We start from the raw sequence: 24,874 nt of genomic DNA on the forward strand, positions 1-24,874 counted from the left end.
ACTTAACAACCGGAAAATCCGGATACATATGCAAATAGGGAGAATGACCATGGCAACAGCAATTGACTTAGAATCTTATCGCAAATCTTTCGTTGAAGAGGTGCGTGCCCGCGCCAATGCTCAGTTTGAAACGCCGCAATACCAGCGGGTATTGACCATGCCGCTGACCGAAAAACGAGCACAGGTCTATACGCTGCAAAAAGCTTTCTGGAACCTTAATCGCCGTGATTGCTGGGCTTTCGCACAAGGATTGGCCCCAATGGACGTCAAGGCAATGATCTGGGATCACGAACTTGATGAACTGGTTGGCAATAAAGAACGCGCTGGCGACCCTCATTATGAGCTTCAGGTAAAACAATCAGCATTAATTGGCTTGAATGCCGATGATTTCAAAAATGAAATCCAGCGCGAAGGCACACGCACCTGCAATTATGCATGGCTGCATCTGGTTAAAGATAGCCATTGGATGAAGTCTCTGGCTGCCTGTGCTGCACTTGAAGTCAGCAATTCATCGGATTGGCTTGATCATGGCGGCATGAGCTATCGCATGGGCAAGCGCATGGAATCAGAACTGGGTATTCCATTCGACAAACAGATCAACGCCAAGGAACATGCCGAGGTTGATGTTGAACACGGTAATATGTTGATGGATGTTGCGAACATTCATGCGGATGCACCCTACAAATTCGACATGTTGATGGAAGGCCTGAAAGAAAGCTGGCAGTTAGACCAGGCATGGAAGGGCATTCTTGCGGACCTGATGGAAGAACATCCCGCACCGTAAGTCGGTGAGTATCCCCAGTTCATGGTAATGGAAACCGATCACGCGAAGAAATTTCTGCTCGATCCCTATATGGATTGGGCAAAAGGGGAAGGCGTGCCCATTATCGATGATTTTGCCGTCGATATGCTGGCGATTGAAACAAAGCCATGGGATCGGTTCGGAATGAACGGGGCCTTTGTGCACCTGAAAGGCCGGGGTGATTTTGTTGCCATCCAGTGCCTTGAAATCGCCCCGGGCGAAAGCAGCGCACCAATGCGCCATCTCTATGACGAGGTTTTCTACGTCCTAGAAGGCCATGGTAACGCGACCATTCAAGGCCCCGACGGCATTGAACACAGTTTTGAATGGGGGCCGCGATCTGTATTCGCTCCCCCACTCAATTCTGAATATAGATTATTCAATGGTTCTGGCAGTGAACGCGCCAGACTGGCATCGGGCAATAACCTGCCCATGATGATGAATTTGATCCACAACGAAGACTTCATTTTTAAAAATGATTATTCCTTCACCGATCGTGCCGGGAAAGAATCCTGGTTCACCGGAGAAGGTGAAATGATCGAGATTAAATCTGGCAGCCACATGTGGGAAACCAATTTCATTCCCGACCTTGCAGGCTTTGCCCTGAAGGAATGGGAAGAACGCGGGGCCGGGTCTTCTAATCTTAAACTGATCCTGGCCGACAGTGTCATGCATGCCCATTCATCAGAAATGTCTGTGGGCACGTATAAAAAAGGCCACCGCCACGGGCCGGGCGCCCATGTTTTTGCCGTGAACGGTGAAGGGTACAGCCTGTTATGGTTTGATGGGGATAAAGAATTTATTCGCCATGAATGGCGCCATGGCTGGGTGTTCACCCCACCCGATGGCATGTTCCACCAGCATTTCAACACCTGCGATCACCCCGCGCGGTATTTGGCCGTATCATTGGGCAGCCATCGCTATCCTGTAACAGCCCAGAAACGATCCCGTAAAACATCGGCGCTGGCCAATGTTGATGAGGGCGGCTGGCAAATTGAATACGAACAACAAGACCCACGCATTCATCCCATATTTCTTGAAGAACTTGCCAAACATGGCCTGAAATCAGGCATGGGAAAATATTTTGATGAAACCAACAATCAAATAAAAGCGGCAGCGGATTAACATCCACTGGCACCACCGGTAAAGCCACAAGGAGACCCAATGGCCGAAGCAAGCAAAGAAGAACTGGCGGCATATAGCAAAAACCGCGTTTTGGTCGATCCCTATCTGGATTGGAGCGAAGGCGAAGGTGTGCCCATTTATGAAGATTTCGGGATTGACCTTCTGGACATCGAAACTGCGCCATGGGATCGATTTGGCTGCAAAGGGGCCATGGCCCACCTAAAGGGCCGGGGCAGTTATTGCTCTACCTTTTTGTTCGAAATTGAACCCGGGCAAAAAACTGCCCCCATGCGCCATCTATACGAAGACACCTATTATGTTCTGGAAGGCCATGGTTCAACCCAGGTCGAAACCCATGACGGGAAAACCCATTCTTTTGAATGGGGACCACAAAGCATGTTTGCCCTGCCCGTCAATGCACCCCACCAGATGTTCAATGGTTCCGGCACGGAACGCGTCCGCATTGCAACTACCTCCAATGCCCCCATGGTCATGAACCTTTATCATTCAACGGATTTTGTATTCGACAATGATCATTGGTTTAAAAACCGCGAAGGGGTACAGGGCCGTTTTAATGGTGATGGTGAAATGACCCCAATCCGCCCCGGGCGGGTTTTGTGGGACACAAATTTTGTGCCAGATCTCGCCAATTTTGAATTGAAACCATGGGAAGCGCGCGGTGCGGGCAGTGCGAACATGCAGTTCATTCTGGCCGATGGCATCATGGGCGCACATTGTTCCGGCATGCCGGTTGGCACTTATAAAAAAGGCCATAGCCATGGGCCCGGGCTGCATATCTTCACCGTCAGCGGCAGCGGCTATACGCTGTTGTGGTACAAGGGCGATAAAGACTTCGTTCGCGTTAATTGGCGTCACGGAATGTTGTTCGCCCCACCCGACAAGATGTTCCACCAGCATTTCGACACGTCCCAGGAACCAGCGCGTTACCTGGCCATTGGGTTGGGATCGAAACGCTATCCGGTCGTCTATGAACGCCGTGCGGGTTCAGAAAACAACCGTTCCGATGTTTCCGTCAAAAAAGGCGGTCGCCAAATTGAATATGAAGATCAGGATGAACGTATCCATCCCCTATATCTTCGTGAACTGAAGAAAACCGGCGTCGAATCGGAAATGGGCAAGTTCTTCGATGAAGAAGCGATCCTTAAAGACATCAACTCTAGCGTTGCGGAGTAGGCCCTCATGAACACAACAGCGAATACAAAAATGATTGATATCGAGGGCAAGTCCAACGACGAGCTTCGCTATTTAATGGACCCCTATCTGGGCTGGTGCAAAGGTGAAGGCATCCCCATCCATGAAGAGTTCTGTGTTGATCTACATACACTGGAAACCAAACCATGGGATCGCCTCGGCATCAATGGTGCCTTTGTCCATATGGAGGGACGCGGTGATTTTATCTCGCTGTTTCTCTATGACATCCCACCCGGTGGGCAAAGCATCCCGCAACAACACCTGTTCGAAGAATTGATTCTGGTTGTCGAAGGCCATGGCAGCGCCAAGATTGAGGCCACAGACGGATCAAGCTATTCATTCGAATGGGGGCCCAACAGCCTGTTTGCCATTCCGATTAATGCCAAATACCAACTGTTCAATGGTTCCGGGACAGAACCCGCAAGGCTGGCATCCACCAACACCATGTGCATCACCATGAACGTGTTTCATGATTATGATTTCATCTTCAACACACCGGGCGGCATTCCCGGCCGTGAAGTGCCGGGCCATCCTGATTGGTATTCCGGTGAAGGCGCGTTCGTGCCATCCACGGCGCGGCGTGAAATGTGGGAAACCAGCTTCGTGCCCGATGTCACCGCCTTTGAACTGCGGGCATTTTCAACCCGGGGGGCAGGCAGCACCAATATTCAGTTCTGTATGGGGGATGGTGTGATCCACGCCCATACATCGGAAATGATTTCGGGCACCTATAAAAAGGGACACCGCCATCCACCTGATTATCACGTACATATCGTATCGGGTTCTGGCTATTCCCTGTTCTGGCATGAAGGAGACACCGACTATCAGCGCTATGACTGGAGCCATGGATCGATCTTTGCCCCAACGAACATGATCTTTCACCAGCATTTCAATACATCAAAAGAACCCGTGCGCTATTACGCAACGGCCATGGGGTCAACGCGCTATCCTTTCACAAAAGAAAAGCGCGATGCCAAACTAGGCGTTGATGTCAGTGTTGATGATGGCGGATATCAGATCGAATATGAAGACCAAGACCCCTATATCCACAAATTATATCTAGAAGAGCTTGCCAAGAACGGCCTTGAATGCACCCTTGGCGATCACATGGATTATTCTGTGTTGATGGACCCGCTGAAAAAGAACAGCTGATCAAGCTTCATTACAGTTAAAAAAAAGGCGGGCAATTAGCCCGCCTTTTTAATGTCTGCAGTCAGAATTAGCCGCCGTGGTTTTCCAGCAGTTCTTTGTGATCTTTATAAAGATTATCAATAAACCCAGAATTATCAATTTCACGAATGAAGTGGAAATCCCAAAGCGCCAATGGATGGATGCGCGCGGCATCTCCATTCTTTTCGTCCTGCTTCAGGGCTTCTTGATAAACATTGCTGATAGCGTTCAGGTTCGGGAACAGTCTAGGCTCCAATGTCGGGGCCAGATCGTCATAGAGCTTTTCAGCCATATCCCGATCAAGATCGCCTTCTTTTTTGTGCTTATCCATCAAGATTTTGATGGTTTCTTCCCGGTTGATCTTGAAATAGGCAATCCCTTCAAGCACGCCACGCAGCATCCGATCAATGATGTCTGGCTTTGTTTCGACCATGATCTTACTGGTGGAAACGGTCATGAAATAGACCATGGGCTGAGGAGGAATTTCAATGACTTTCAATCCCATGCGCTTGGCAAATTCAAGCCGGGGTTGGCCCATAAAACAGGCATCACACTCACCATCATTGACCATATCCAACAAGCTTTTACGGTTCAGCTGTTTGGTGCCATCGGGCAATTCAACGCGGTCTTCCTTGATGATTTCAACCTGATCGGTATCCGGATTAAGGCCAGCTTGTTTCAAAGCCAGCCAAGTGTTCAGACCCGGATGACGACCACGAGAGCCAAATTTCTTACCCCGCACATCTTCCATCGTGTTGATGCCGGCATCTTCGCGAGTAATCAGCTGAACATTATTGAAGCTGACGCTCTGGCCAAGATACGCCCAGGTATCACCTTGAGCACGTCGGGCATAGGTTGACACGTGGTTGCCAGACACGAATTCGACTTCGCCCGTAGGCACCAAATCATGCGCATCTTCGCGGTTGATGATTTTATCAAAATCAACATCCAGATTTTGCCGTTCCCAGCCACCACTTTCATTGATGACATGCATCAATGCTAAATGACTATCAGACCGATAGGGGAAATTTACGTGGTCCAAAGCGTTTCTCCTTACTTTTTTATAGTTGGTTTAATTACAGCTGACGGATCTGACTTCACCGCCATTTTTGGAATAATCTATGTCGCATTTCAAGCCGGGCTTTAACTTTTTACGCGCGGCCTTCTTCCCAGCGATTTTTATCTTTGTACGGCTAGAGCTAACTTTGGCCTTATGGGTTGCCCCACCTTTAACCTTGAAAAACAAAAACCGCCCGCCGCGTTTGACGGCATCAAGCGTGACGCCTTTGACCTTGAACCCACCGGCATCAAACTTTTTGGCAAGCTTTGCCATTTCAGCATCCGACAACCTATCAGCAGGAAGCCCCTGATTGATGCGGATTTGACGAAGGAAATTGCTGATTGCCGGGTCTGGATAAGACGTGCTGTTTACAAGGTCAGCGATGTCGGCATGGGTCATCGGATTAAAATCTGCGCTAAACTGGAAACGACCGAACTTGATAAATTCAGGGTCCACCACCACCTTTTTATAGGCCGCGCGATAAACATCGACAATTTCTTTCGGGGTCTTTGGTGGCAAGGCGTACCATTTATCGATCTGGTTTGTTTTGGACCAGAAATTGAAGGTTTTCTTGGCAAGACCAGACGTTTTACCCTTCATCAAGGCAGGCATGGTCGGCACATCCTGAAAGGAAATACGGCGCACAACTTTGCCATTGCTCAGCTCACCCAATTGGGAAAGCCCCCTGAATTTTCCCGTTTTTGACAGGCCTTTATGCATGGAGAGGGTTGAGGTGCCAAAAGCATCAATTTCACCGCGGCGAAGGGCCAACGCCAAAGCTGATGATCCCGGATAACCCACCACAAATTTCACATTCCAGTTCAGGTATTCCGCACCCCAGACAACCATCTGGCCCCAACTACGGCTGCCATCAATGGTGCCGATGATGACGGGCTTTTGTGACTTGTCATTCAGGGCCGCAAATTTTGTTTTGCGCATGATGATGACAGAACCACCACGGGAAATAGCCCCGATATAGTTGTAATGGGTCGGGTTATATTTCACGACCTTTTTGCGCAGGTTGTTTGGATCAAGATAGGAACTGCTGCCGCCCATCCACACCGTGCCATCACGTTTGGCCAGATTGTAGAAATAATTGCTGGCCCGTACCCCGTGGCCTGCTGGCATGTTCCGATAAACAATCCGTGCATCGCCCGGCAAATATTTTTCTAAAAACCGCCCCACCAATCGCGTGGTGCCATCGGTGCCGCCACCTGGCGACGACCCAATAACCGCATTGATCCGGCCTTTGAATTTCACTTCGGCACTGGCCGTACTGTCGATGGAAACCAGTCCGGCGGCAAGAACACCACCAATGGCAATACTGGCAAGCTTTGTCATGGTTACTTTAGGCATCAGAACCTCCCTGATATCAAAATTAGTAAAGACGGGGTTGTTTTTATTATTGGGCCCTTTGCCCTTATTTCCCCATTAAAAAAATCATAGGCTAATTCGCCATTATCTCAAGTTTTCTGCCCAATCGCCTACCAATCATAGAGAAATGGCAGAAGAATTGGCTTTTGCCAGACCACAGAAATCACCGTATCGAACAGCCCGATCAAGATGCCTTCGGCCATCAGGCCCAGGATGAGCGCCAAACGCCAACTTCCGCCATAAACCCGGACATAAAGGATGGGCACAAGGAAGAAGCTGATGTGAAAACCGATCAGGAAAATACCTGCCAGAATTCCGGCAATCCAGCCCGCCGCTTCCAGATAAAGCCGCGTCAGATTGCTGCTTTGGACCGGTGGCGCAAAGGCCCCGGGGTCACGTCTGTAGCGCACAAAATCAAGCGTCAGCTGCAATCCAGCCAGACAAATACCGATGCCCGTTATGAAATAGACATCCATAGCTGCCCTGATCGGCCATTTAACGGCTTCGGTCACGCCATAGACCAAAACCCCAAGAAAGATCAGGGTGAAGACAACCCCGCCAACGGACTGGGCCCTTGGCTGGTCTTCTTCCATATAATAATCCATGTCGACCTTGGCTTTTTTGCGGTTTCGCCACATCGGGAAAAACACGGTCATAACGATGATTACCGCAATAATCATCACGCCCGGCGTCAGCATCCAGTCGAATGAATACCGGTCCATGGACAGCCATAAATAGGTTTGGATTTGTGGCCCCAACACCACCGCCACCAAAACCGGCGGTCGCGGCCAGCCATAGCGGCGCATGTAAAACCCGATAAAGGCAAACACCACCAGTGTGGCCAAATCCTGATAGGTCGATTTGACGCCATAGGCGGCGGCAATGGTGAAAATCAGGGTCATGGGGACAACCACGTAGAACGGCATGACCGAAACCTTGGCAAAGGTACCGGCCAAGCCCATGGAAAGCCCGGTCGCCAGGAAATTCGCCAGCACAATCACCGTCAACATGGAATAAATCAGATGCTTATTCGTGGTGATCATCGCTTCGCCGGGCGAAATGCCCACGGCAGCAAAGGTCACCAGTACCAGTGCCATTGACGTAGACCCCGGAATTCCGAAGAACATGGTGGGAATTAATGCACCGCCTTCTTTGGCATTGTTGGAGCTTTCGGGTGCGATCACACCGCGCACGTCCCCCTTGCCAAAGTTTTCGGTATTTTTTTCGGTCTGCGCCGCATGGGCATAGGCAAACCAATCAGCAACGGAACTGCCAAGCCCCGGCAAAATGCCAATCCAGACTCCAACGATGGAACACCGCGTCACCAGCCACCAGTTTTTCCAGGCATCCCGGACGCCCTGCATCAAACCGCTGCCCAGTTTGCCGGTGTCCGAAATGGTGGATCGGCGAACGGATAGATCAATTAATTCTGGCACCGCAAACAGGCCAAGGCCCACAAGGGCGATATGAACCCCATCCCACAGGTAATAGCCTTCAAAGGTAAAGCGCTCAACCCCGGTTCGGGCTTCGGTGCCAATCAATGAAACGGCAAGGCCAAAGGCTGCGGCCATCAAGCCCTTTACCGGTGCATTGCCACTCAGGATGCCAACGGCGCTCAAGCCCCAAAGCACCAGCATCAATAGCTCTGGTGATCCCAACAGAAGGACAAGGGGGGAAACAATGGGTAAAGACAGAAAGAACACTACACCACCGATTAACCCACCCATCAACGATGCCATGTAGGCAGCACCAAAGGCGCGTTTTGCTTCGCCTTTGCGCGCCATGGGGTGGCCATCAATGATGGTGGCTTGTGATCCCGATCCCCCCGGTACAGCAATCAGCACGGACGGAAAGGTATTGGCCGTATTGGAAATAATGGTAATGCCAAACAAAAGAGCAATCACTTCATAGGGCTGCATGGTCATGGCAATGGGAAGTGACATTGCCAACAGGGTAGAAGACCCAACGCCCGGGAGGGCTGCAAAAATGCTACTGGCGACAACCGCAATAATCATTAATAGCAAAGGCTTGGTCTGCAAAATGCCGCCAATGCCTTTGGAAATCAGACTCCAGTCATCCATGACTTAAATTCCACCCATATGTTTTTTTATCATTATATTATAAGGCCATACTAGCAGAATGCTATTGCGAGTACAGAGCGATCCACCGGCTCTTGCGGGTTTTCCAAAATATCGTCACAATGCGCAGCATGGCCGGTTAACTGGCGAGGGGAATGGTCATGGAAATGGCCAAAATAATAATAATCTATAAACAGTAAGCACCGGCGGTCATCATGGAACTTTACGATTTAGACGCGATTCTGGCGGGGCTCGCTGGGGTAACCGCACCAAAGGCCCTGACCTTGATGGCCTTTGGGGTCATCGCATCCAGCTTTTTTGCGGCTATGCCGGGGATCGGGTCTTTATTATTCCTATCAATGACCATCCCCTATGCCATGACGCTTGATCCCTTTTCCTGTATCGCACTGTTGTTAGGGATCGGGGTCGTTTCCAACACGGCCAATACCTTTTCATCTGTGCTGATTGCCGTCCCTGGTAGTGCCGGGTCCCAAGCCACCATTGTTGATGGCCACCCCATGGCGCGCAAAGGCGAAGCGCGGCGCGCATTTGGTGCAGCCTTTACCGCATCTGCCCTTGGCGGATTGTTCGGCGGTGTTGTTTTTGTCCTCTCCCTTCCCATCATGAAGCCCATGGTGCTGGCCTTTGGATCGCCTGATTTCCTGATGCTGGTCCTTTGGGGGTTAAGCGCGGTTGCTATTTTATCAGGCAATGCACCCATCAAAGGATTGATGGCCGCATTTTTAGGACTGGGCATTTCGCTGATCGGCACCGATGCACGCACGGGGATTGAGCGTTTCACCTTCGAAGACTATTACCTGTGGGATGGGGTTCATATTGTACTGGTTGCCCTTGGGGTATTCGCCATTCCTGAACTGGTTGATCTTTCCATCAGGCGCACCAGCGTGTCCGACAGCGGCAAGCTGGGCAGCGGGTTATGGCAAGGCGTCAAGGATGTGTTCATCCATTGGTGGTTGATGATCCGGTGTTCCATCGTTGGGGTTTGGGTTGGCATGTTGCCGGGGCTGGGCAGTTCCGTTGCCGACTGGTTCGCCTATGCCCATGCGGTGCAGACCGAAAAAAATACCGAGAATTTTGGCAAGGGCGACGTGCGCGGGGTGATCGCGCCGGAAAGTTCTAACAATGCCAAAGAAGGCGGTGCATTAATTCCCACCACCATCTTTGGCGTTCCCGGTTCCACGTCTTATGCGTTGATGCTGGTGGCCTTTATTGCTGTTGGCATTAAACCCGGCGAGACCATGTTAACAACCCAATTGCCGTACTTGTACGGCATGATCTGGGTTTTGGTCATTGCCAACCTGTTTGCAACGGGGCTGGCCATTGGGTTTTCAAATATTTTTGCCAAAGCTTCCGTGATGCCATTCCAGATTATTGTACCCATGGCTTTGGTGCTGTGCACCGTTGCGGCCTTCAGCGCCAGTTTTTCCCATGCCGACCTTTTGATGTTGCTTATTTTTTCCATTATTGGGCTGGTCATGAAACGACTGGGCTGGCCGCGCCCACCCCTGTTGGTGGCCGTTGTTCTGGGCCCGCAATTACAGAATTACCTGTGGCTGTCCATTGATCGCTATGGCTTTGAATGGCTGGGGCGCCCTGCCGTGTTGGTGCTTCTGGCCTTGATCATCGTCACCGTGTTTTATCCGCTTTACAAACAATGGCGGTCTAAAAAAGAATCCATGCATATGGACATTACATCTGATGGCCGTGTTTCCCATGGCCGCAATATTGTTGCCGTATGTGGCTATATCGGGCTTGCGGTTGGCGCTGCCATGATGGCGCTGGATTGGCCCATGAAGGCCGCCCTTGGGGTTTATTTTGTTTCAGGGTTTGTTGTCTTTCTTGGCTTGACCCAGATTGCCCTTGATTGCAGGACCCTGAAAAAGGAACGCGCCAGCAGTGAGGTGCTGGAACCGGTTCGCTGGATCGGTGAGAGAGAAAAGGAAATTGCCTATTGGATCGCGGGTCTTGGGGCCAGCGTCTTGATCCTGGGCTTTCACATCACCTTTTTTGTCTTCCCGCTGCTCTATTCAAGACGCTACGGATCAAGCTGGCGCACCGCCCTGTTCCTTGGGGTTTTGGCAGAATGCTTGTTGATCGGGCTGTTTGATACCCTGATCCACATCGTCTGGCCGGAGACTTATCTTAATATTCTAACCGGGATTGAATTCATCAAATAAGATCAGCGTAACTATTCGCCTTTATGGGCCTTTTCGGTGCGCTGCAATAAATCACGCAACACGGCCAGTTCAGAATCTTTGGGCGGTTCGGTTTCCGCCAAATCATCAGAAAACCGGATATCCCAACCCGTTGCTTCGCGCACACAATCGCGGGTAACGCCTTGATGAAGATGGGTCATCATCAGTTCACGGGTTTGGGGATCTGGTTGCAAAACCCCAAGATCGGTCACAATCTGGGTTGGGCCATCGCCGCGAAGCCCCGCACGCGCACGCGCATTACCCCCGTCAAGGAACCCGGCCGTTGTCACAAAATCGATCTTTTTAACAAAAGTTCTGGGGTTCTGGGTGGTCACCACCATCACCGATTTTGAATGATCCGCAATTTCCGGCGCACCACCGGCACCGGGCAGGCGCACCTTTGGGTTATCATAATCGCCGATCACGGTCGTGTTCAGATTTCCAAACCGGTCAATCTGGGCGCACCCCAAAAAACCAATATCAATATGGCCACCCTGGAGCCAATAGCGAAAAATTTCAGCCGTGGACACAACCGTATCCGCATTGATCGCCAAATCACCATCGCCAATTGAAAGGGGCAACACATCAGGCTTCGCCCCGATAGGACCAGATTCGTAAATCAACACGACATCGGGCGCATGGGTAAGCCTAGCAAGATTGGCCGCGGTTGACGGAAGCCCGATACCGACAAAACACACCGTGCCGTTTTTCAAAACCCGCGATGCGGCAACGGTCATCATTTCACTGGTAGTGAAATCCCCAGCCATCAAGTCGATGCCCCCAAATGGGTTTTTCCGAGAACATTTTTAAATTCTGAAAAATCATTGGTGTCCAAAACGTGGCGCTTCATCCAATCGGTAAACCTGTCGCGGTCCTGGGCAATCGCGTCCCATGCCATGTAAAAGCTGTTATCGCGATCATAATAGCCTTGCGCATAAGACGGGAAAGACCCACCCGGCTCCACACACACAGCAGCAACAGACCAGTGCGGCAAAATACAGGCATTGGGCGGCGCATCCAGATCATCAACAATTTCCTCGACTGTGACGATGGCGCGATCGGCCGCCAATGCCGCTTCTTTTTGCAATCCAATAATGCCGTAAATCAGAACATTGCCCTTTCGGTCCGCGCGCTGGGCATGGATCATGGTCACGTCTGGGCGAAGTGCCGGCACCGCCATCAATTCTTCACCGGTAAACGGGCAGGTCACCGTTTTGATGCGATCGTTATGGGCCACAAGATCAGTCTGTTGGGATCCCCGCAACACTGCAAATGGCAGGTTGGATGCCCCAGCGACAAAGGCATTGGCCATGCAGGAATGTGAATATTCCTCAATTTCCAGCGCACAGGGCCAATTGTGTTCCACCGCATCGCGCAACCGGTGCAACGACCCAACGCCGGGGTTCCCCCCCCATGCAAATACCAACTTTGAGGCGCACCCCATACCGATCATCTGATCATAAATCAGATCAGGGGTCATGCGGATCAAAGTCAGGTCCGTGATGGATTGGCGAATAACCTCATGGGCCACCGCCAAGGGGATAAGGTGGGTAAACCCCTCTAATGCGACCGTATCCCCATCATGGATATGCGCTTTGACCGCTTCTTTCAGGGTGCAAATCATTTAACCAGCCCCATATCAGGCATCAAAGAAGACAGTTTCATGGTCACCTTGCAGATGAATGTCAAAACGATAAACCCCGTCTGACAGTTCCGCAATCAAGGTCGGTCGCCTTTTGGCATCGATGCTTTCCAGCACCGGGTCTTCGCTATTAGAGGGTTCATCGGAAAAATAGAGCCGGGTAAAAACGTGGGCTTGCATGCCACGGGAAAAAACAATGATCCCAATGTGCGGTGCTTGTAACTGGTTTCCCGGCCCCGGAACCCGGCCCGGTTTAAGGGTTTCAAACCAGAACCCCCCATTAGTATCGGTCATGGCCCGGCCAAACCCGGTAAACCCGTCGGTCAATGGCAAATCATCGCGCCCATCAACAGGATGAGCATAGCGCCCTGCCCCATTGGCCTGCCAAATCTCCACCATGGCATCATTGACGGCATCACCAACGCCATCAAATACCCGGCCTTCAATGCGGATACAATCAGATTGCCCAAGACCCGCCAAGCGGTTGCTGGCAATGCCTTTCCGCCCGTAATCCTCCGGGGTCAGGGAATAGGCAAAATAGGGTCCAACGGTCTGCGATGGGCTTTGTTTGGTCATGATGCGCGCCCCTATTCCATAGGCGTGGCATTGTTGCCACGCAAGATGATGTCAAATTCATAGCCCAAAGCCCATTCCTGCACCGTGACATCCTGGGAATATTTCGCAATCAACCGTTCACGGGCTTCGGCATCAGGGATGGCCATAAACACCGGATCAAGGGCCAACAAGGGATCGCCCGGGAAATACATCTGGGTAATCAAGCGGGTCACGAAGGCCGGGCCAAACAATGAAAAATGAATATGGGCAGGGCGGAACCCCTTGGGATGGTTTAGCCATGGATAACACCCGGGCCTAATTGAGGTAAACCGATAGCATCCGTTTTCATCGGTGATGCACCGCCCGGAGCCGAAAAAATTGGGGTCAAGGGGGGCATCGTGCTGATCGGCGGTATGCACATAACGCCCCGTTGAATTTGCTTGCCAGATTTCCATCACGGTATGGGGAACAGGGTTGTCATTTTCATCGAGAACCCGTCCTTCAACCACAATGCGTTCGCCCAAAGGCGGGCCATCAACGACCGCATTTTTGGTCAGATCATCATCCAGATCATCCACGACCTCTGCCCCATAAACCGGGCCGGTTAATTCAGACAGGGTTTCTGGCAATGCCACCAGCGGCTTTGAAGGTGAGCGCAAGGTGGTCGATTTATATTCTGGGTATAAATACGGCGGCTGCTGCGTCCAATCCCTTGGCGCATATTTTTTATCGCTCATCCTCTGTTCCCCATTTCATGCCAACAGCCTAAATATAGCTTGCCTCTGAGCCTTGGTACATGGTTCTGATGGTCTATTGTAATCTAATAAATACGGTAAGAAATCATGCGCCAACCCATAACCATCGCAAGCTGGAGCTATGACCGGATCAAGCCCATGGAAACGGGGCTGGTAAAGATCGAAGGGTGTGACCCCACCTTTTTTGATCTGGAACCCGAAGAAATGTTCCACCGATCCCTGCATTTCCAGCAATTTGACGTCACAGAGCTTTCCTTTTCCAACTACCTGACCCTAACCGCCCTTGGGACCTGTCCCTATGTGGCCATCCCGGTCTTTCCCGGAAGACGGTTTCGCCACAACGGCATCTATATTGGCCCCAAAAGTGGCATCAAAAAACCAGAGGACCTGAAAGGCCGCATTGTCGGGTCCCCTGAATATCAGGTCACGGCTTCGGTCTGGATACGGGGCATTCTAGAAGATGAATATGGTGTCAAAACATCAGACATCCGTTGGCGCGCAGGCGGATTGCGGGAACCAAGCCGTTTGGAAAAGGTTGATTACAAAGCGCCTCCGGGCGTGGAACTGGAGCGCATTGGGCCGGATCAAACCTTGTCTCAAATGCTGGCCGATGGCGAAATTGATGCCGTCATTGGCCCCCGGGCCCCCAACGGGTTTGGCGATGAAAATTCCGGCATCACCCGCCTGTTCCCAGATTTCATTGAACGGGAAAAAGAATATTTTAAGCGCACGGGTATTTTTCCCATCATGCATCTTCTGACCATCCGCAAAGACCGGGTGGCACAATGGCCGTGGCTTCCAGACAGCCTGTTCAAGGCGTTTGAAACATCCAAAGACATGGCCATAGAAAGATTGCTGGAAGAAAATGAACCCATGGCCACCTATCCATGGATTGATGGCGTGGTTCGTGAGGCCCAAGCCTTCATGGGCAAGGATTACTGGCCCTATGGCATGGAAGAAAACCGCACGGCCTTGGAGGCCATCCTGCGCTATCACTATGATCAGGGGCTGGCTGTCAGGAAACTGTCGTTGGAAGAAATCTTCGTCCCATCAACGCTGGAACGCTCCCGCATCTGAGACAAAAAAGGGGATGGGTTCAATGCCCCATCCCCTGTAAATGTAGCGTTCAGGCTTTAGCTCTTTTGCACTTTGGCACCACGGCCAAAGCCCATCATGCGAAGACCAACGGTGATGATCAAAAGACTACCCATTAACAAGGTACCAATGGCCGCAACGGCTTCGATATAGCCTTCATCCCACATGTTCCAGATCAGAATGGCCAAAACCTGATTTTCCTGGCCTTCATAAAGGATCAATGGCTTACCAGCGATGCGGATGGCATGAAGCATCACCCAAATCCAGACGCCCACAAAAGTCGGCATCATTAATGGGAAGAACACCCGCCACATGGTCCGCCAGCGCATTGCCCCACTAACATGGGCCGCCTCTTCCAGATCTTTGTGAATTTGCAAAATAGCCGCATTCATGGATCGCGTACCATAGGCCATGAAGCCAACGGTAAAGGCGATGGTCATGGCCGTGATGCCACCGTGAATGGGAATGCCCAATTTGTCGATCTGCAAAAAGGCCCACAAGAATGCCAGCCCCATAACGATCCCCGGAATGGCATGGGGGATAAATGACAACTGATCCAATATCCGCCGCCCAACAAATTTGGAACGAACAATCACCATTGAAACAACGAAAGAACATATGACCGTCGCCGTTGATGTTGCCACCACAAGGATCAGGGTATTTTTCATCACCGTGCCGATCAGCTCGGTTTCAAACAGTTGCATATAATTCGACCAGGTAAAGCCATTAAGTGCCTTCATGCTTGGGGCCTGCAGATACGGCAAAAATGACGTAAACAGGAACACCAGGAAGGGGAGCAACATGGACAAGGTCAGATACAAAAAAGCGATGCAGAGTGCAGGATAGCGCCATTTACCCAAGGCAAATTCCCGGGGACGATACCCCTTACCCGTAATAATGGTGAACCGTTCTGAACGCGAGATAACCCGGGCGTAAAAGTACGTTCCGACAATGGCAATCAACAGGTAAACCATGGCCAAGGCATTGGCTTGACCATAATTGGGCAGGTACGTCACCGAATGCAGGATTGAATAGATTTTTGTCGAAAAGACATAAATGCCTGACGGCAGCCCCAAAATACCCGGCACCTCGAACACTTCTAGTGCCGTCATGGCTTGATAGATAATAACCGCGATCAAACCCGGCAGCATCAAACGGGCTGTCACCTTGCGCATGGTTGTTGATGGTTTAGCCCCTGACATCGCAGCAGCTTCTTCAAGGGTTGGGTCCATGGACCGCAACAGTGGGACCAACATCAAAAAGGCCGTTGGCACCAGCCGCAATCCTTCGATAAAGATCATCCCACCAAGGGAATAAATATTAATGGGTCCAAGGTCGAACAAATCTTTGAGATAGGTATTCAAAAACCCGATGCGCGGGGAAAGCAGCAAAACCCAAGCCATGGCCTGCAACATGGATGGCACGGCCAACGTCATGGGAATGCCCGCATAAATCCACATTTTTCCGGGTATGTCTGTGCGTTCCACCAACCACGCCAGCGTCACGGCCGTTAAGATTCCGAACACCGTGGCACCAACCACATAGATCATGGTGTTGTAAAAGACTGAATAGGTAGACGGATCGAACCAAACTTCTTCGTAGTTCTCCAGGCTCATTTTATCGAATGAGAACTCAGTCGGCAGGGAAGCCGTGCTGAAACTACCCAGAACCAGAAACACCAGCGGTGTGATCACCAAAGTCGCAACTGTCAGGAACACCATCCATTGCCATAGACCGAACCGCGTAGCCCACGTTGTGAACGCCACATGGGGCGATCTGATAATTTCCATGGCTGTCATTTGTTCTAATTCCCTATTCTATGAATTTTACGCAAAACCTTATATTTTACTATTTTTTGCAAGCAACTGATTTAGCTTCTTTCTTGCCCGTAGGGTGGCTCACCTTACAGCGCATCCCAATCTTCAGGATGGAACGGTCTGCTTCCTGACCATTGATGCTAAGCACCGTCCGCCGACCACTGATTTTAATGGTTTTATCTTTGCCCTTCACCTTGAAAGTCAAAAACCGTCCGCCCCGTTTGATTTTGGTAATTTTGGATGAAAACGACAGCAGCGCAAGTTTCTTTTCAGGCCCAGACAGCCCAATCCATAAGGGATTCCAGATGCGCAACAGTTTCGGATATTCTTTTTCCAATTCTGGCCTGCGGAAGGCAATCGGTTTCCCCTCTACTGCTTTGGGGAAGGCCAGAAATTTCTTACCCCGAAGGCCTTTGTGAGCAGGCGGGGCGCTATTGGCTGCAAACTGGGATATCTGGCCTTCTTTTGACAAAAACCAGTTCACGAACAGCTTTGATGCATTGGGATGGGGATTGCCCTTAAGCACACCCATTTCAGAAACGGCCAATGGCACGGGCGTTGGGCAATGCCACGCAATAGGCGCACCCTTGGCCACGTACTGGCTGGTCCGATACGACGCCGACGGAACAGCCGCATCAAATTCACCCGCAATCACCAGTGACAGCAAAGCATTGGTGCCTTCTTTACGAACCTGAGGCTTAACGACCGAAAAGAATTTTTTCATGTAATTGGTCGTCCACTCGGCACCGTTTTTGCCCCACAGCATTAACAGCCACAGCTGGGGCCGGTTGCCCGTCCCAATTTTTCCGCCATGCCACCGCTTGTTGGTAAGAATATCCCCCCAGGTTTTGGGAAGATCAGATTTCTTTACCCGGTCGGTGTTATAGGCCATGCACCAGTAACGCAGGCGTTGACCAACCCACAACCCGCCGGGTTCGCGGGTGCCTTTTTCAAGATTATTAAAATTGGGGATTTGCCGTAAATCCATCAACGCATCCGCTTCGCGGTAGCTAAAAAAGCCTCCACCAAAGCCGGTTACAATATCGGTGACAAAACGACCCTGCTTCCAGGCAATCAACGATTTGATCACCCGTGCGTTAAAACCAGCGCGGGAATAGCGAATATTGACAAAGGGATAGCGTTCCTTGAACGGTGCGGAAAGTTTTCTGAACTGGGCCGGGTCCCAGGACGCAATGATCTTCAGCGTGCCCTCTTTTTTAGCACCCTTGACCCAGCCTGGGGGCACCTTCAATTCACCATCAAGGCCCTTTAAAATGGATGGCTCAAATTTGAGTTTTTTCAGAATTTGTTTGGTGGCCTTTGGCAGTTCCCCCGCGTGAGCAGAGGAAACAAATGATGCCATCACAGCAGCAGCAATGACCGCCCCGAGAGCCATCCTTGGAACATAGATACGTGGTAAAAATAAGCCCATTGTCATTTCAACCTCCCCATGTCGGGTTTGTTCCCGACGTTTTAAATTCCCACGGGTTTGTTCCCGTTATTTTTAAATTTTGAACCACATTGCCTAAAGGGTTAAATCACCCTTCGGCAACGATCAGATCATGGGGACGCTTTCCTAAGCGCTTCCCCCCATTTTTCGTGATGATTACCGTATCACCCCAAGTACAAATATGCGAACTATTGGCGGTTTCCGCCGAAGGCTTGCAGATAAAAACCATATTTTCTTTCAGTTCCACGGCCAATTGTTCGGGATCACGGGCATGATTGGTAATAATCGGCCCATCATCCCCGGCACCGCGGCCATGCATGGTCAATTTTGTTTTTGCACCGGCAATGGGACCCGAAGTCGGCACCAGTTTTTTACCCGATGCCGCTGTCAATTCTGCCAATTCTTTTACAGATATCCCCGGCTTCAAATTTTCCAGGGCCATATTGAACACTTCGCGCTGAACTTTAATCAACTCCTGATGGATTGGGTCCATGACCTCAACAAAAACCGGCTGCACGGCTTGTGAACGGTACCCCATCCAGTTGGCCTCCAGTTCATTGAGAATCATATCGCCCCGTTCCAAAATCCGGTGCGATGGCCGGGTCAGGGTACGCACAGGATTGTTCCCTGACACCCAGTTACAATGGACAGGAATTTCGGAACCGTTTCGCATCATGGCGTATTGCGCCGCCGCCCAAACTTCCCAATCTTTTTCGCCCACCTTGGCCGCGGCTACCTTTGCCTCAATGCCCTTTTCAATAATTTCCATGGATTTGGTCAACGCATCCACTTCTTCATCGCTTTTGACGTGGCGCAAATTGGCCATGACATTGGTGACATCGACCAGTTCTGCTTTTGGAAAGGTTTCACGAATTTGTTTCCAAAACCCATACCCAATGATGCCTTCCGGGGTTCTGGTCCCACCAATTTCTCCAAGCCCAACAATGCCAATGCGGCCATTATCAACGCCCAGTTCCTTCAGGCGTTCAACGGTAACGCGGCCATAATTGCGCCGCGCCTCTCTGACATCCAGGGTCCAATCCTGAACCGTTGGCCACCGGGGTGCTGCCGATGTGGCAATGGCGGTAACATCGCCTTCCAATGGAAAGACCACGGCAATATCCGCATCACCCCCACCCCCCACATGAGACAGGTAACGGGAATTGGCCTGAAAATCAGTGGAATGGCCGGTGTTATTAGGCGCAACGATGACATCCAGATTTTCTTCCTGCATTTTCGCGCGCACGCGTTTCCAACGCGCATCGCGTTCAGCCAGTGAAAATCTTGGGTATGGGTACAGTTCCGCCATTGGTTTCCTCTATTTCTTTTTATGTGTTGTTTGAAACAAGTTCGATAAAGTTTCCGCCCGGGTCCCGGCAATAGACCGATGCCGAAATTAGATCAGTGTCGCTGTGTTCAACCGGACCATAGAAGCGCCAATTTTCTGCCCGCAGTCGATCACAGACCGCCGCTAGGCCACGCTGGGACACGCGAAAGGCAACCCGCGGCGTGCCCAATTTTTCAAATTCCGGGCTTTCCTGCGTGTGCTGATTGGAAAGATAAAGGCCAAGCGTGCTGTCGCCAGCATCGAAGTAAACCTGCATGTTCACCCGGGGCAAAACTTTCTGATTGACCATGGATGAATAGCGTTTATCCAACCGGCGCGTGCCCGGGGCCATGTCTTCCTTGCCATCCGCCCAGTCTTTCGCGCGAATGTAATCGGCCGTCGCCCAACCAACCCGATGGGCCGCTGAAAGCCCGAGAACACGGCCATAAAATATTTCGCCCCATTGAATATCACCAACCTGAACCGCCACATGATCAAGCGCTGGGACAAACCCGTCAATATCTTGGCCGACCACAAGCTGCACGCGATTGCCAAAGGGATCAAAAAAGTAGAACGGGTTGGCTTCTTCGCACGGGTTGTCTTCTTTGTAGGTAAAGGTTTCAATGCCCTGATGACCAAGGCTGGCCGCGATTTTCTTCCGGGCTTCAAGACCAACCCTGAAGGCAAAATGAACGCCAGTGTCCTTAAGGTCAATTGGGTTTTTTCCCGCCACAAGAACCAGATGCTGATCCTTGGCACAGTTCAGCACCACACCCCCATCAATGCCCGGCCAGCGCGCTTGGCCTGACTCCACAAACCCCAAACCATCGGTATAAAAAACACGGGCCGCCTCAAGATCATCGACCTCGATCACCACATGGTTCAGCCCTTCCACATCAATGTCTGGGAGAGGGTTGGTATCTGCATCAAGCACGTTGATCCCTTCCACGTTTAGCCAATCGCCATATCGGGCACGGCGTTGTATTCAGCGTCTTCATCACGACGCCAGACAATTTCCAGAAAATTGCCACTGGGGTCTTTAAAATAAATAGATTGCCCAAAAGGGCCGGCTTCGGGTTGATCCACAGGACCTTCAAACCGACAGTCATTGGCTTTCAACTTTGAAAGCACATCATCAAAGTGATCCCGCTTGACGGTAAAGGCGTGGCGAATACCCATGGCACCCTTTAACTGATCTTCCGGGGGCATGGGCATCAAATCCGGGGCCAAAGCCACGGCAAACAGAAAATCACCCAACATATAGGCTTCGTGAACCGAACGACCGCGCAGGGTGTCTTCGGTAATGAAATTGACTGCGCCAGCATGGGTGGCACCCAAAACATTGCAATAAAAATCACCCGCTTCTTTCAGGTCGTGGACGCAAATGCCACTGTGGGAAAGTGTTTCAACATCAGCCATCGTATTGCTCCTGTTATTCAGATCTTCTGTCGCATTGATTCAAGACGGTGCAGCCACCGCGGTGGCACTTTTGGTACGCGCACCAGGTTCGGCCGGGGTTAATTGATCAGGCAAGAAATCTTCGCGCAACAGCGTCGTTTCCGGGTCTACCACCACCGCACCGGTTTCATCTATGTGAATGGGGTGCAACCGCATAGGCGGACAAGGGCGACTTGTTTCCTGCATGATTCCTGAACGACCAAACCGGGCACCGTGCATGGGGCAAATAAAATGGAAATGTTCTTTTTTCCAGGCCAGCATGCCGTTCAGATGCGTGCACCAGCGTGAAAGGGCCAGAAACCCATCCTCCAGGCGCACCAGAAAAAATTTCCCCTTAACAAAGGGCTTAACCGTTCCCACGGGAAAATCATCAAGGTTGCCACACGTAATGGGGCCAGTATTTTCACAAATGATCGCGGTCGATTCCGGCGCATATGCCTGCACCTGATAACGGTGGCCGTCTGGGTCGAACACATCCATCGAATATTCGCCCATGGCGCGGAACTGGGCCCGGCTATCGGTGGTGTCGAACCCCATGTTCTCTACCCTTTCGCGGCACCGATTCAATTCATCAATGGTCATCAACCATGCATGATGAATGGTTGATGAATTGGGTCGGATGGGGGTCACCTCAGGCACTTCTACCAACAGAATACGCTGGCGGGTATTCATCGCCAAAAGCGACGTCGGCCCGTCATCAATCACAAGATCACGACCAACGATTTCCAACCCAAAGGCATCAACGTAAAATTTTTCAGATCGGTCAAGATCAGTCACATGGATCACCATATGACTAAAACCGTCAATGATACTCACAACTGTTTCACTCCCCGTGCCTGCCCTTTTATCGGGCAAATCTACCATATCCATGGTTTTTTAGTATTCGAAACGCATTTTAAACATCAAATTAGGCTGTGACACTCAAAAAGTCACTTTTCGACCTAAATTATTCGGGAATTTGGGGATTGGGCCCTATCAAAGTGGCATACATGGCCTAGACCAGGACACGATCAACGGTTCTGCGCACAAAACCTAAAAGATCCAGCATGGAAAACGGTTTCTGCAGGAAATTCACACAGGGAGCAAGGTCACTTTTGGCAAAGCCTTCATCACTGGCATATCCGGACATAAACAAAACCTTCAAATTCTTGTTTTGATGAAGTGCCTGCTCTGAAAGTTCAATGCCATTCATGGCCCCTTTCAGAATAATATCCGTCAACAAAAGGGTGTGCGCATCTGGTGTCCCAGCCGTTTCAGAAAGCACCGCCAATGCCATTTTTCCCTCACCCAGAGACGTAACGACATAGCCCGCATTTTCCAACATTTTCGCGGTGGTTTTCCGGACATCATCATCATCTTCAACCAGTAATATCCTTTCCCCCCTGCCCTGAACGTCATGCAATTCAACATTAACTTCTATGGCCGGAACATCATCTGCATAACTTCTGGGCAGATAAATTTGAAAAACGGTCCCCTCACCCTGGGTGCTATCGACAAAAACATGGCCTCCGGACTGGCGCGCAAAACCGTAAACCATGCTGAGACCAAGGCCACTACCATGGCCAACATCCTTGGTCGTAAAAAATGGCTCGAAAGCGTGTTCAATGGCTTCCCCCGACATGCCAAACCCGGTATCAGCAACCTGCATTAGGACGTAAGCACCTGGCTCCAGGTATTCGCGGCCTTTCAAAATCCCCTCATCTATCTCCACGTTGGAAGTCATGATGGTGATGCGCCCCCCATCAGGCATGGCATCACGAGAATTAAGAATCAGGTTAAGGACTGCCGTCTGCAACTGGGTGCGGTCAATGTGGGTGTGCCACAGGTTCGGGGATGGACGAATGTCTATTTCGATTGATCTGCTTAATGTCCGCCTAATCAACTCCAGCATTTCAGAAACCAGATCATTGACATCAACACTCTCTGGATTGAGTGCCTGTTTTCGCCCGAAGGCCAAAAGTTGATAGGTCAATGCCGCACCACGCTGGGTAGAAAGCAATGCAGCATCCAGAAAAGAGTTGGTCTTGCCTGATTCACCATCAGAATTGGCGTCAGAAGATTCAATCGCCAGTTCAAGATTGCCTTGGGTCACGGCTAACAGGTTGTTGAAGTCATGGGCAATCCCTCCGGTAAGCTGACCCACGGCTTCCATTTTTTGTGCCTGCAAAAGCTGTTCTGCCACCCTTTTTCGCTCAGTCACATCTGTGACCGTAGCAATGGTGCCACCGCCATCAATAGGCGTCATTTCAAAGATATAAGCAGTGCCATCAGCCATAATGTGTTCATTGGGGAAAATGTCCTTCATGTCTCGGGTACTCGCATGGTGCTCCATCAATTTTTCCATGTCGCTTTCAAGAAATTCGCCACGATTGATCAAGGTCTTAAAAAAATCATCCCGGCCCATGCCTGAGGTCAGAAACCCGCTGGGGAGTTTCAGGATTTCAACAAATCGATGGTTATAGGTCGTCAGATGCCCTGTTTCATTGAACACAGCAATACCTTGGACCATGTTTTCAAAGGTGGAGGCTAAGATCGCCGTTTTTTCCTCAACCTCACGTCTGGCCTCTTTCAGTTCACTGATATCAGTATAGGTTGTGACAAATCCACGACCATCGGGCAGGGGTTTGCGATGGTAAAGATATTCGGTTCCATCCTGAAGAATGCGCTGCCCGGTTCGTTCCCCCAGATCATCAGCCCTTCGCCTGTGCCAGGCTGATGTTTCACCCTCATCCTTAAAAATCCTGCCAAACAGCCCCCTTTCAGAACGAAAATTGATCGTCTCCTCAATGGACATCCCTGATTTTAGAAAACCCTTTGGAAAGCCAAACATTTTTTCATAGCGGGAATTATAAGCCAAAAGCCGCTTGTCTTCATCCCAATGCACGAATGCCTGAGCCATGGATTCCACCGTGACATGCAAAAGCGTTGCCTGCTTTTCAGCCGCCCGTTCAGCCTTCTTGATTTCTGAAATATCAGTGTACGATGTTACAAACCCGCCGCCTGGCATCGGTTTGTGCTGAAAAATATAGGTCCGACCATCAGGAAGCCTTCGTTCTTCCCGGCGTTCTACGTCACCTGATCTGAAAAATGCCAGCCTGTTTGCAATCACTTCATCCACATCACGGTCAGGAAAGTGTCCCTGTATGGCCAATTGTCGCAGCACGTCGTCCAGGCCAGTGCCCACCGTCAAAAAACCTTTTGGCAATTGAAAATATTCTTCGAAATGCGTGTTGAAACCCGCAATTTTTAAATCTGCATCATAAATCGCAAACGCATGCGCTACCGCTTCGAATGCAAGATTATTTAATTGGCTCTGCAACTCAACTTCGGCTTCTGCAGCCCTGCGCTTTGATATATCGCGAAAGGTCCCCACAAAAAAGCGGGCGCCTTCCAACCCCGTTTCAATGACCGACATTTCAAGAGGGACACCGTCACCATCTTTACGCTGCCCGACCACCTCGACCAAGCCAGCATCAACGATTTCACTTTGTTTTGAGGGCCCATTTGACAGATAACCGGAAAAAGACTGCTGATGGGCCAAGGCATTTTCCGTCGACATCAACATCGTGATGTTTTCACCCACAGCCTCATCCGTGCCATAGCCAAAAATTCTCACTGCCGCCTGATTGAATTCACAGATGGTGCCCTGATCATCAATCAAAACCATGCCATCAACCAGATTGTCGACAATGGCCCAAAGCGCATCTCTGCCTAAATTTTTATCCAAGGAACGTCACC

The 24,874-nt window shown here is 50.7% G+C and carries 18 protein-coding genes and 2 pseudogenes; 6 read left to right on the top strand and 14 right to left on the bottom strand.

What is annotated here, in order from left to right; translation table 11 throughout:
• The first annotated feature begins 49 nt into the window (after positions 1 to 49).
• The 4 genes and pseudogenes from HOJ08_10600 to HOJ08_10615 all read left to right on the top strand — a co-directional run bounded on the left by HOJ08_10600 (position 50) and on the right by HOJ08_10615 (position 4,225).
• Positions 50 to 784 carry a hypothetical protein gene (locus tag HOJ08_10600; protein ID MBT5673878.1) on the top strand — a complete coding sequence of 245 codons (735 nt, stop codon included), beginning with the start codon at positions 50 to 52 and terminating at the stop codon, positions 782 to 784.
• A 54-nt stretch (positions 785 to 838) separates the two neighbouring features.
• Positions 839 to 1,843 (top strand): annotated as a pseudogene (locus HOJ08_10605) (hypothetical protein).
• Positions 1,844 to 1,966: 123 nt separating this feature from the next.
• Positions 1,967 to 3,121: a cupin domain-containing protein gene (locus tag HOJ08_10610; GenBank protein MBT5673879.1), complete on the top strand. Its 1,155-nt coding sequence runs from the start codon at positions 1,967 to 1,969 to the stop codon at positions 3,119 to 3,121.
• Positions 3,122 to 3,151: 30 nt separating this feature from the next.
• Positions 3,152 to 4,225 (top strand): annotated as a pseudogene (locus HOJ08_10615) (hypothetical protein).
• A 133-nt stretch (positions 4,226 to 4,358) separates the two neighbouring features.
• On the opposite strand, the gene HOJ08_10620 reads toward HOJ08_10615, so the two are convergent.
• The 3 genes from HOJ08_10620 to HOJ08_10630 form a co-directional block, all read right to left on the bottom strand.
• Positions 4,359 to 5,351, bottom strand: coding sequence for an ABC transporter substrate-binding protein (locus HOJ08_10620; GenBank protein MBT5673880.1), 993 nt, complete (start codon positions 5,349 to 5,351; stop codon positions 4,359 to 4,361).
• A 30-nt stretch (positions 5,352 to 5,381) separates the two neighbouring features.
• Complete coding sequence (locus HOJ08_10625) at positions 5,382 to 6,725, bottom strand: hypothetical protein (protein ID MBT5673881.1); 1,344 nt, start codon at positions 6,723 to 6,725, stop codon at positions 5,382 to 5,384.
• 128 nt (positions 6,726 to 6,853) lie between these two features.
• Entirely contained in the window at positions 6,854 to 8,824 is a 1,971-nt protein-coding gene (locus HOJ08_10630; GenBank protein MBT5673882.1) for a tripartite tricarboxylate transporter permease, read from the bottom strand.
• Between the two features lie 212 nt (positions 8,825 to 9,036).
• Here HOJ08_10630 and HOJ08_10635 point away from each other — a divergent pair, with 212 nt between their 5' ends.
• Complete coding sequence (locus tag HOJ08_10635) at positions 9,037 to 11,019, top strand: tripartite tricarboxylate transporter permease (protein MBT5673883.1); 1,983 nt, start codon at positions 9,037 to 9,039, stop codon at positions 11,017 to 11,019.
• Positions 11,020 to 11,030: 11 nt separating this feature from the next.
• On the opposite strand, the gene HOJ08_10640 is transcribed toward HOJ08_10635, so the two are convergent.
• Genes HOJ08_10640 through pcaH form a run of 4 tightly spaced genes read right to left on the bottom strand, consistent with a single transcriptional unit; the run spans position 11,031 to position 13,971 of the window.
• On the bottom strand, positions 11,031 to 11,804 hold the full coding sequence (locus tag HOJ08_10640; protein ID MBT5673884.1) for a CoA-transferase subunit beta: 774 nt from the start codon (positions 11,802 to 11,804) through the stop codon (positions 11,031 to 11,033).
• Positions 11,804 to 12,661, bottom strand: coding sequence for a CoA transferase subunit A (locus HOJ08_10645; protein ID MBT5673885.1), 858 nt, complete (start codon positions 12,659 to 12,661; stop codon positions 11,804 to 11,806). Before HOJ08_10645 ends, HOJ08_10640 begins: the two co-directional genes overlap by 1 nt.
• A 15-nt stretch (positions 12,662 to 12,676) precedes the next feature.
• Positions 12,677 to 13,255, bottom strand: coding sequence for a protocatechuate 3,4-dioxygenase subunit alpha (gene pcaG, locus HOJ08_10650; protein ID MBT5673886.1), 579 nt, complete (start codon positions 13,253 to 13,255; stop codon positions 12,677 to 12,679).
• 11 nt (positions 13,256 to 13,266) lie between these two features.
• A complete protein-coding gene (gene pcaH / locus HOJ08_10655) occupies positions 13,267 to 13,971 on the bottom strand; it encodes a protocatechuate 3,4-dioxygenase subunit beta (protein ID MBT5673887.1) in 705 nt (234 codons plus the stop codon).
• 105 nt (positions 13,972 to 14,076) lie between these two features.
• Between pcaH and HOJ08_10660 the strand changes: the two genes are divergently transcribed.
• Positions 14,077 to 15,066, top strand: coding sequence for an ABC transporter substrate-binding protein (locus HOJ08_10660; GenBank protein ID MBT5673888.1), 990 nt, complete (start codon positions 14,077 to 14,079; stop codon positions 15,064 to 15,066).
• A gap of 56 nt (positions 15,067 to 15,122) precedes the next feature.
• On the opposite strand, the gene HOJ08_10665 is transcribed toward HOJ08_10660, so the two are convergent.
• From HOJ08_10665 to HOJ08_10695, 7 genes are all read right to left on the bottom strand, one after another.
• A complete protein-coding gene (locus HOJ08_10665; GenBank protein ID MBT5673889.1) occupies positions 15,123 to 16,883 on the bottom strand; it encodes an iron ABC transporter permease in 1,761 nt (586 codons plus the stop codon).
• 49 nt (positions 16,884 to 16,932) lie between these two features.
• The gene (locus tag HOJ08_10670; protein MBT5673890.1) at positions 16,933 to 18,339 is read right to left on the bottom strand and encodes an extracellular solute-binding protein; all 1,407 of its coding nucleotides are present in this window, start codon (positions 18,337 to 18,339) and stop codon (positions 16,933 to 16,935) included.
• 100 nt (positions 18,340 to 18,439) lie between these two features.
• Entirely contained in the window at positions 18,440 to 19,660 is a 1,221-nt protein-coding gene (locus HOJ08_10675) for an aminopeptidase P family protein (GenBank protein MBT5673891.1), read from the bottom strand.
• 19 nt (positions 19,661 to 19,679) lie between these two features.
• A complete protein-coding gene (locus HOJ08_10680) occupies positions 19,680 to 20,612 on the bottom strand; it encodes a VOC family protein (GenBank protein ID MBT5673892.1) in 933 nt (310 codons plus the stop codon).
• A gap of 17 nt (positions 20,613 to 20,629) precedes the next feature.
• On the bottom strand, positions 20,630 to 21,097 hold the full coding sequence (locus HOJ08_10685; protein ID MBT5673893.1) for a VOC family protein: 468 nt from the start codon (positions 21,095 to 21,097) through the stop codon (positions 20,630 to 20,632).
• A gap of 39 nt (positions 21,098 to 21,136) precedes the next feature.
• Positions 21,137 to 21,952: a Rieske 2Fe-2S domain-containing protein gene (locus HOJ08_10690; GenBank protein MBT5673894.1), complete on the bottom strand. Its 816-nt coding sequence runs from the start codon at positions 21,950 to 21,952 to the stop codon at positions 21,137 to 21,139.
• 178 nt (positions 21,953 to 22,130) lie between these two features.
• Positions 22,131 to 24,863, bottom strand: coding sequence for a PAS domain S-box protein (locus tag HOJ08_10695; GenBank protein MBT5673895.1), 2,733 nt, complete (start codon positions 24,861 to 24,863; stop codon positions 22,131 to 22,133).
• Positions 24,864 to 24,874: the final 11 nt, after the last annotated feature.

The organism is Rhodospirillales bacterium, assembly GCA_018666775.1.
GTDB lineage: Bacteria > Pseudomonadota > Alphaproteobacteria > SMXQ01 > SMXQ01 > JABIXC01.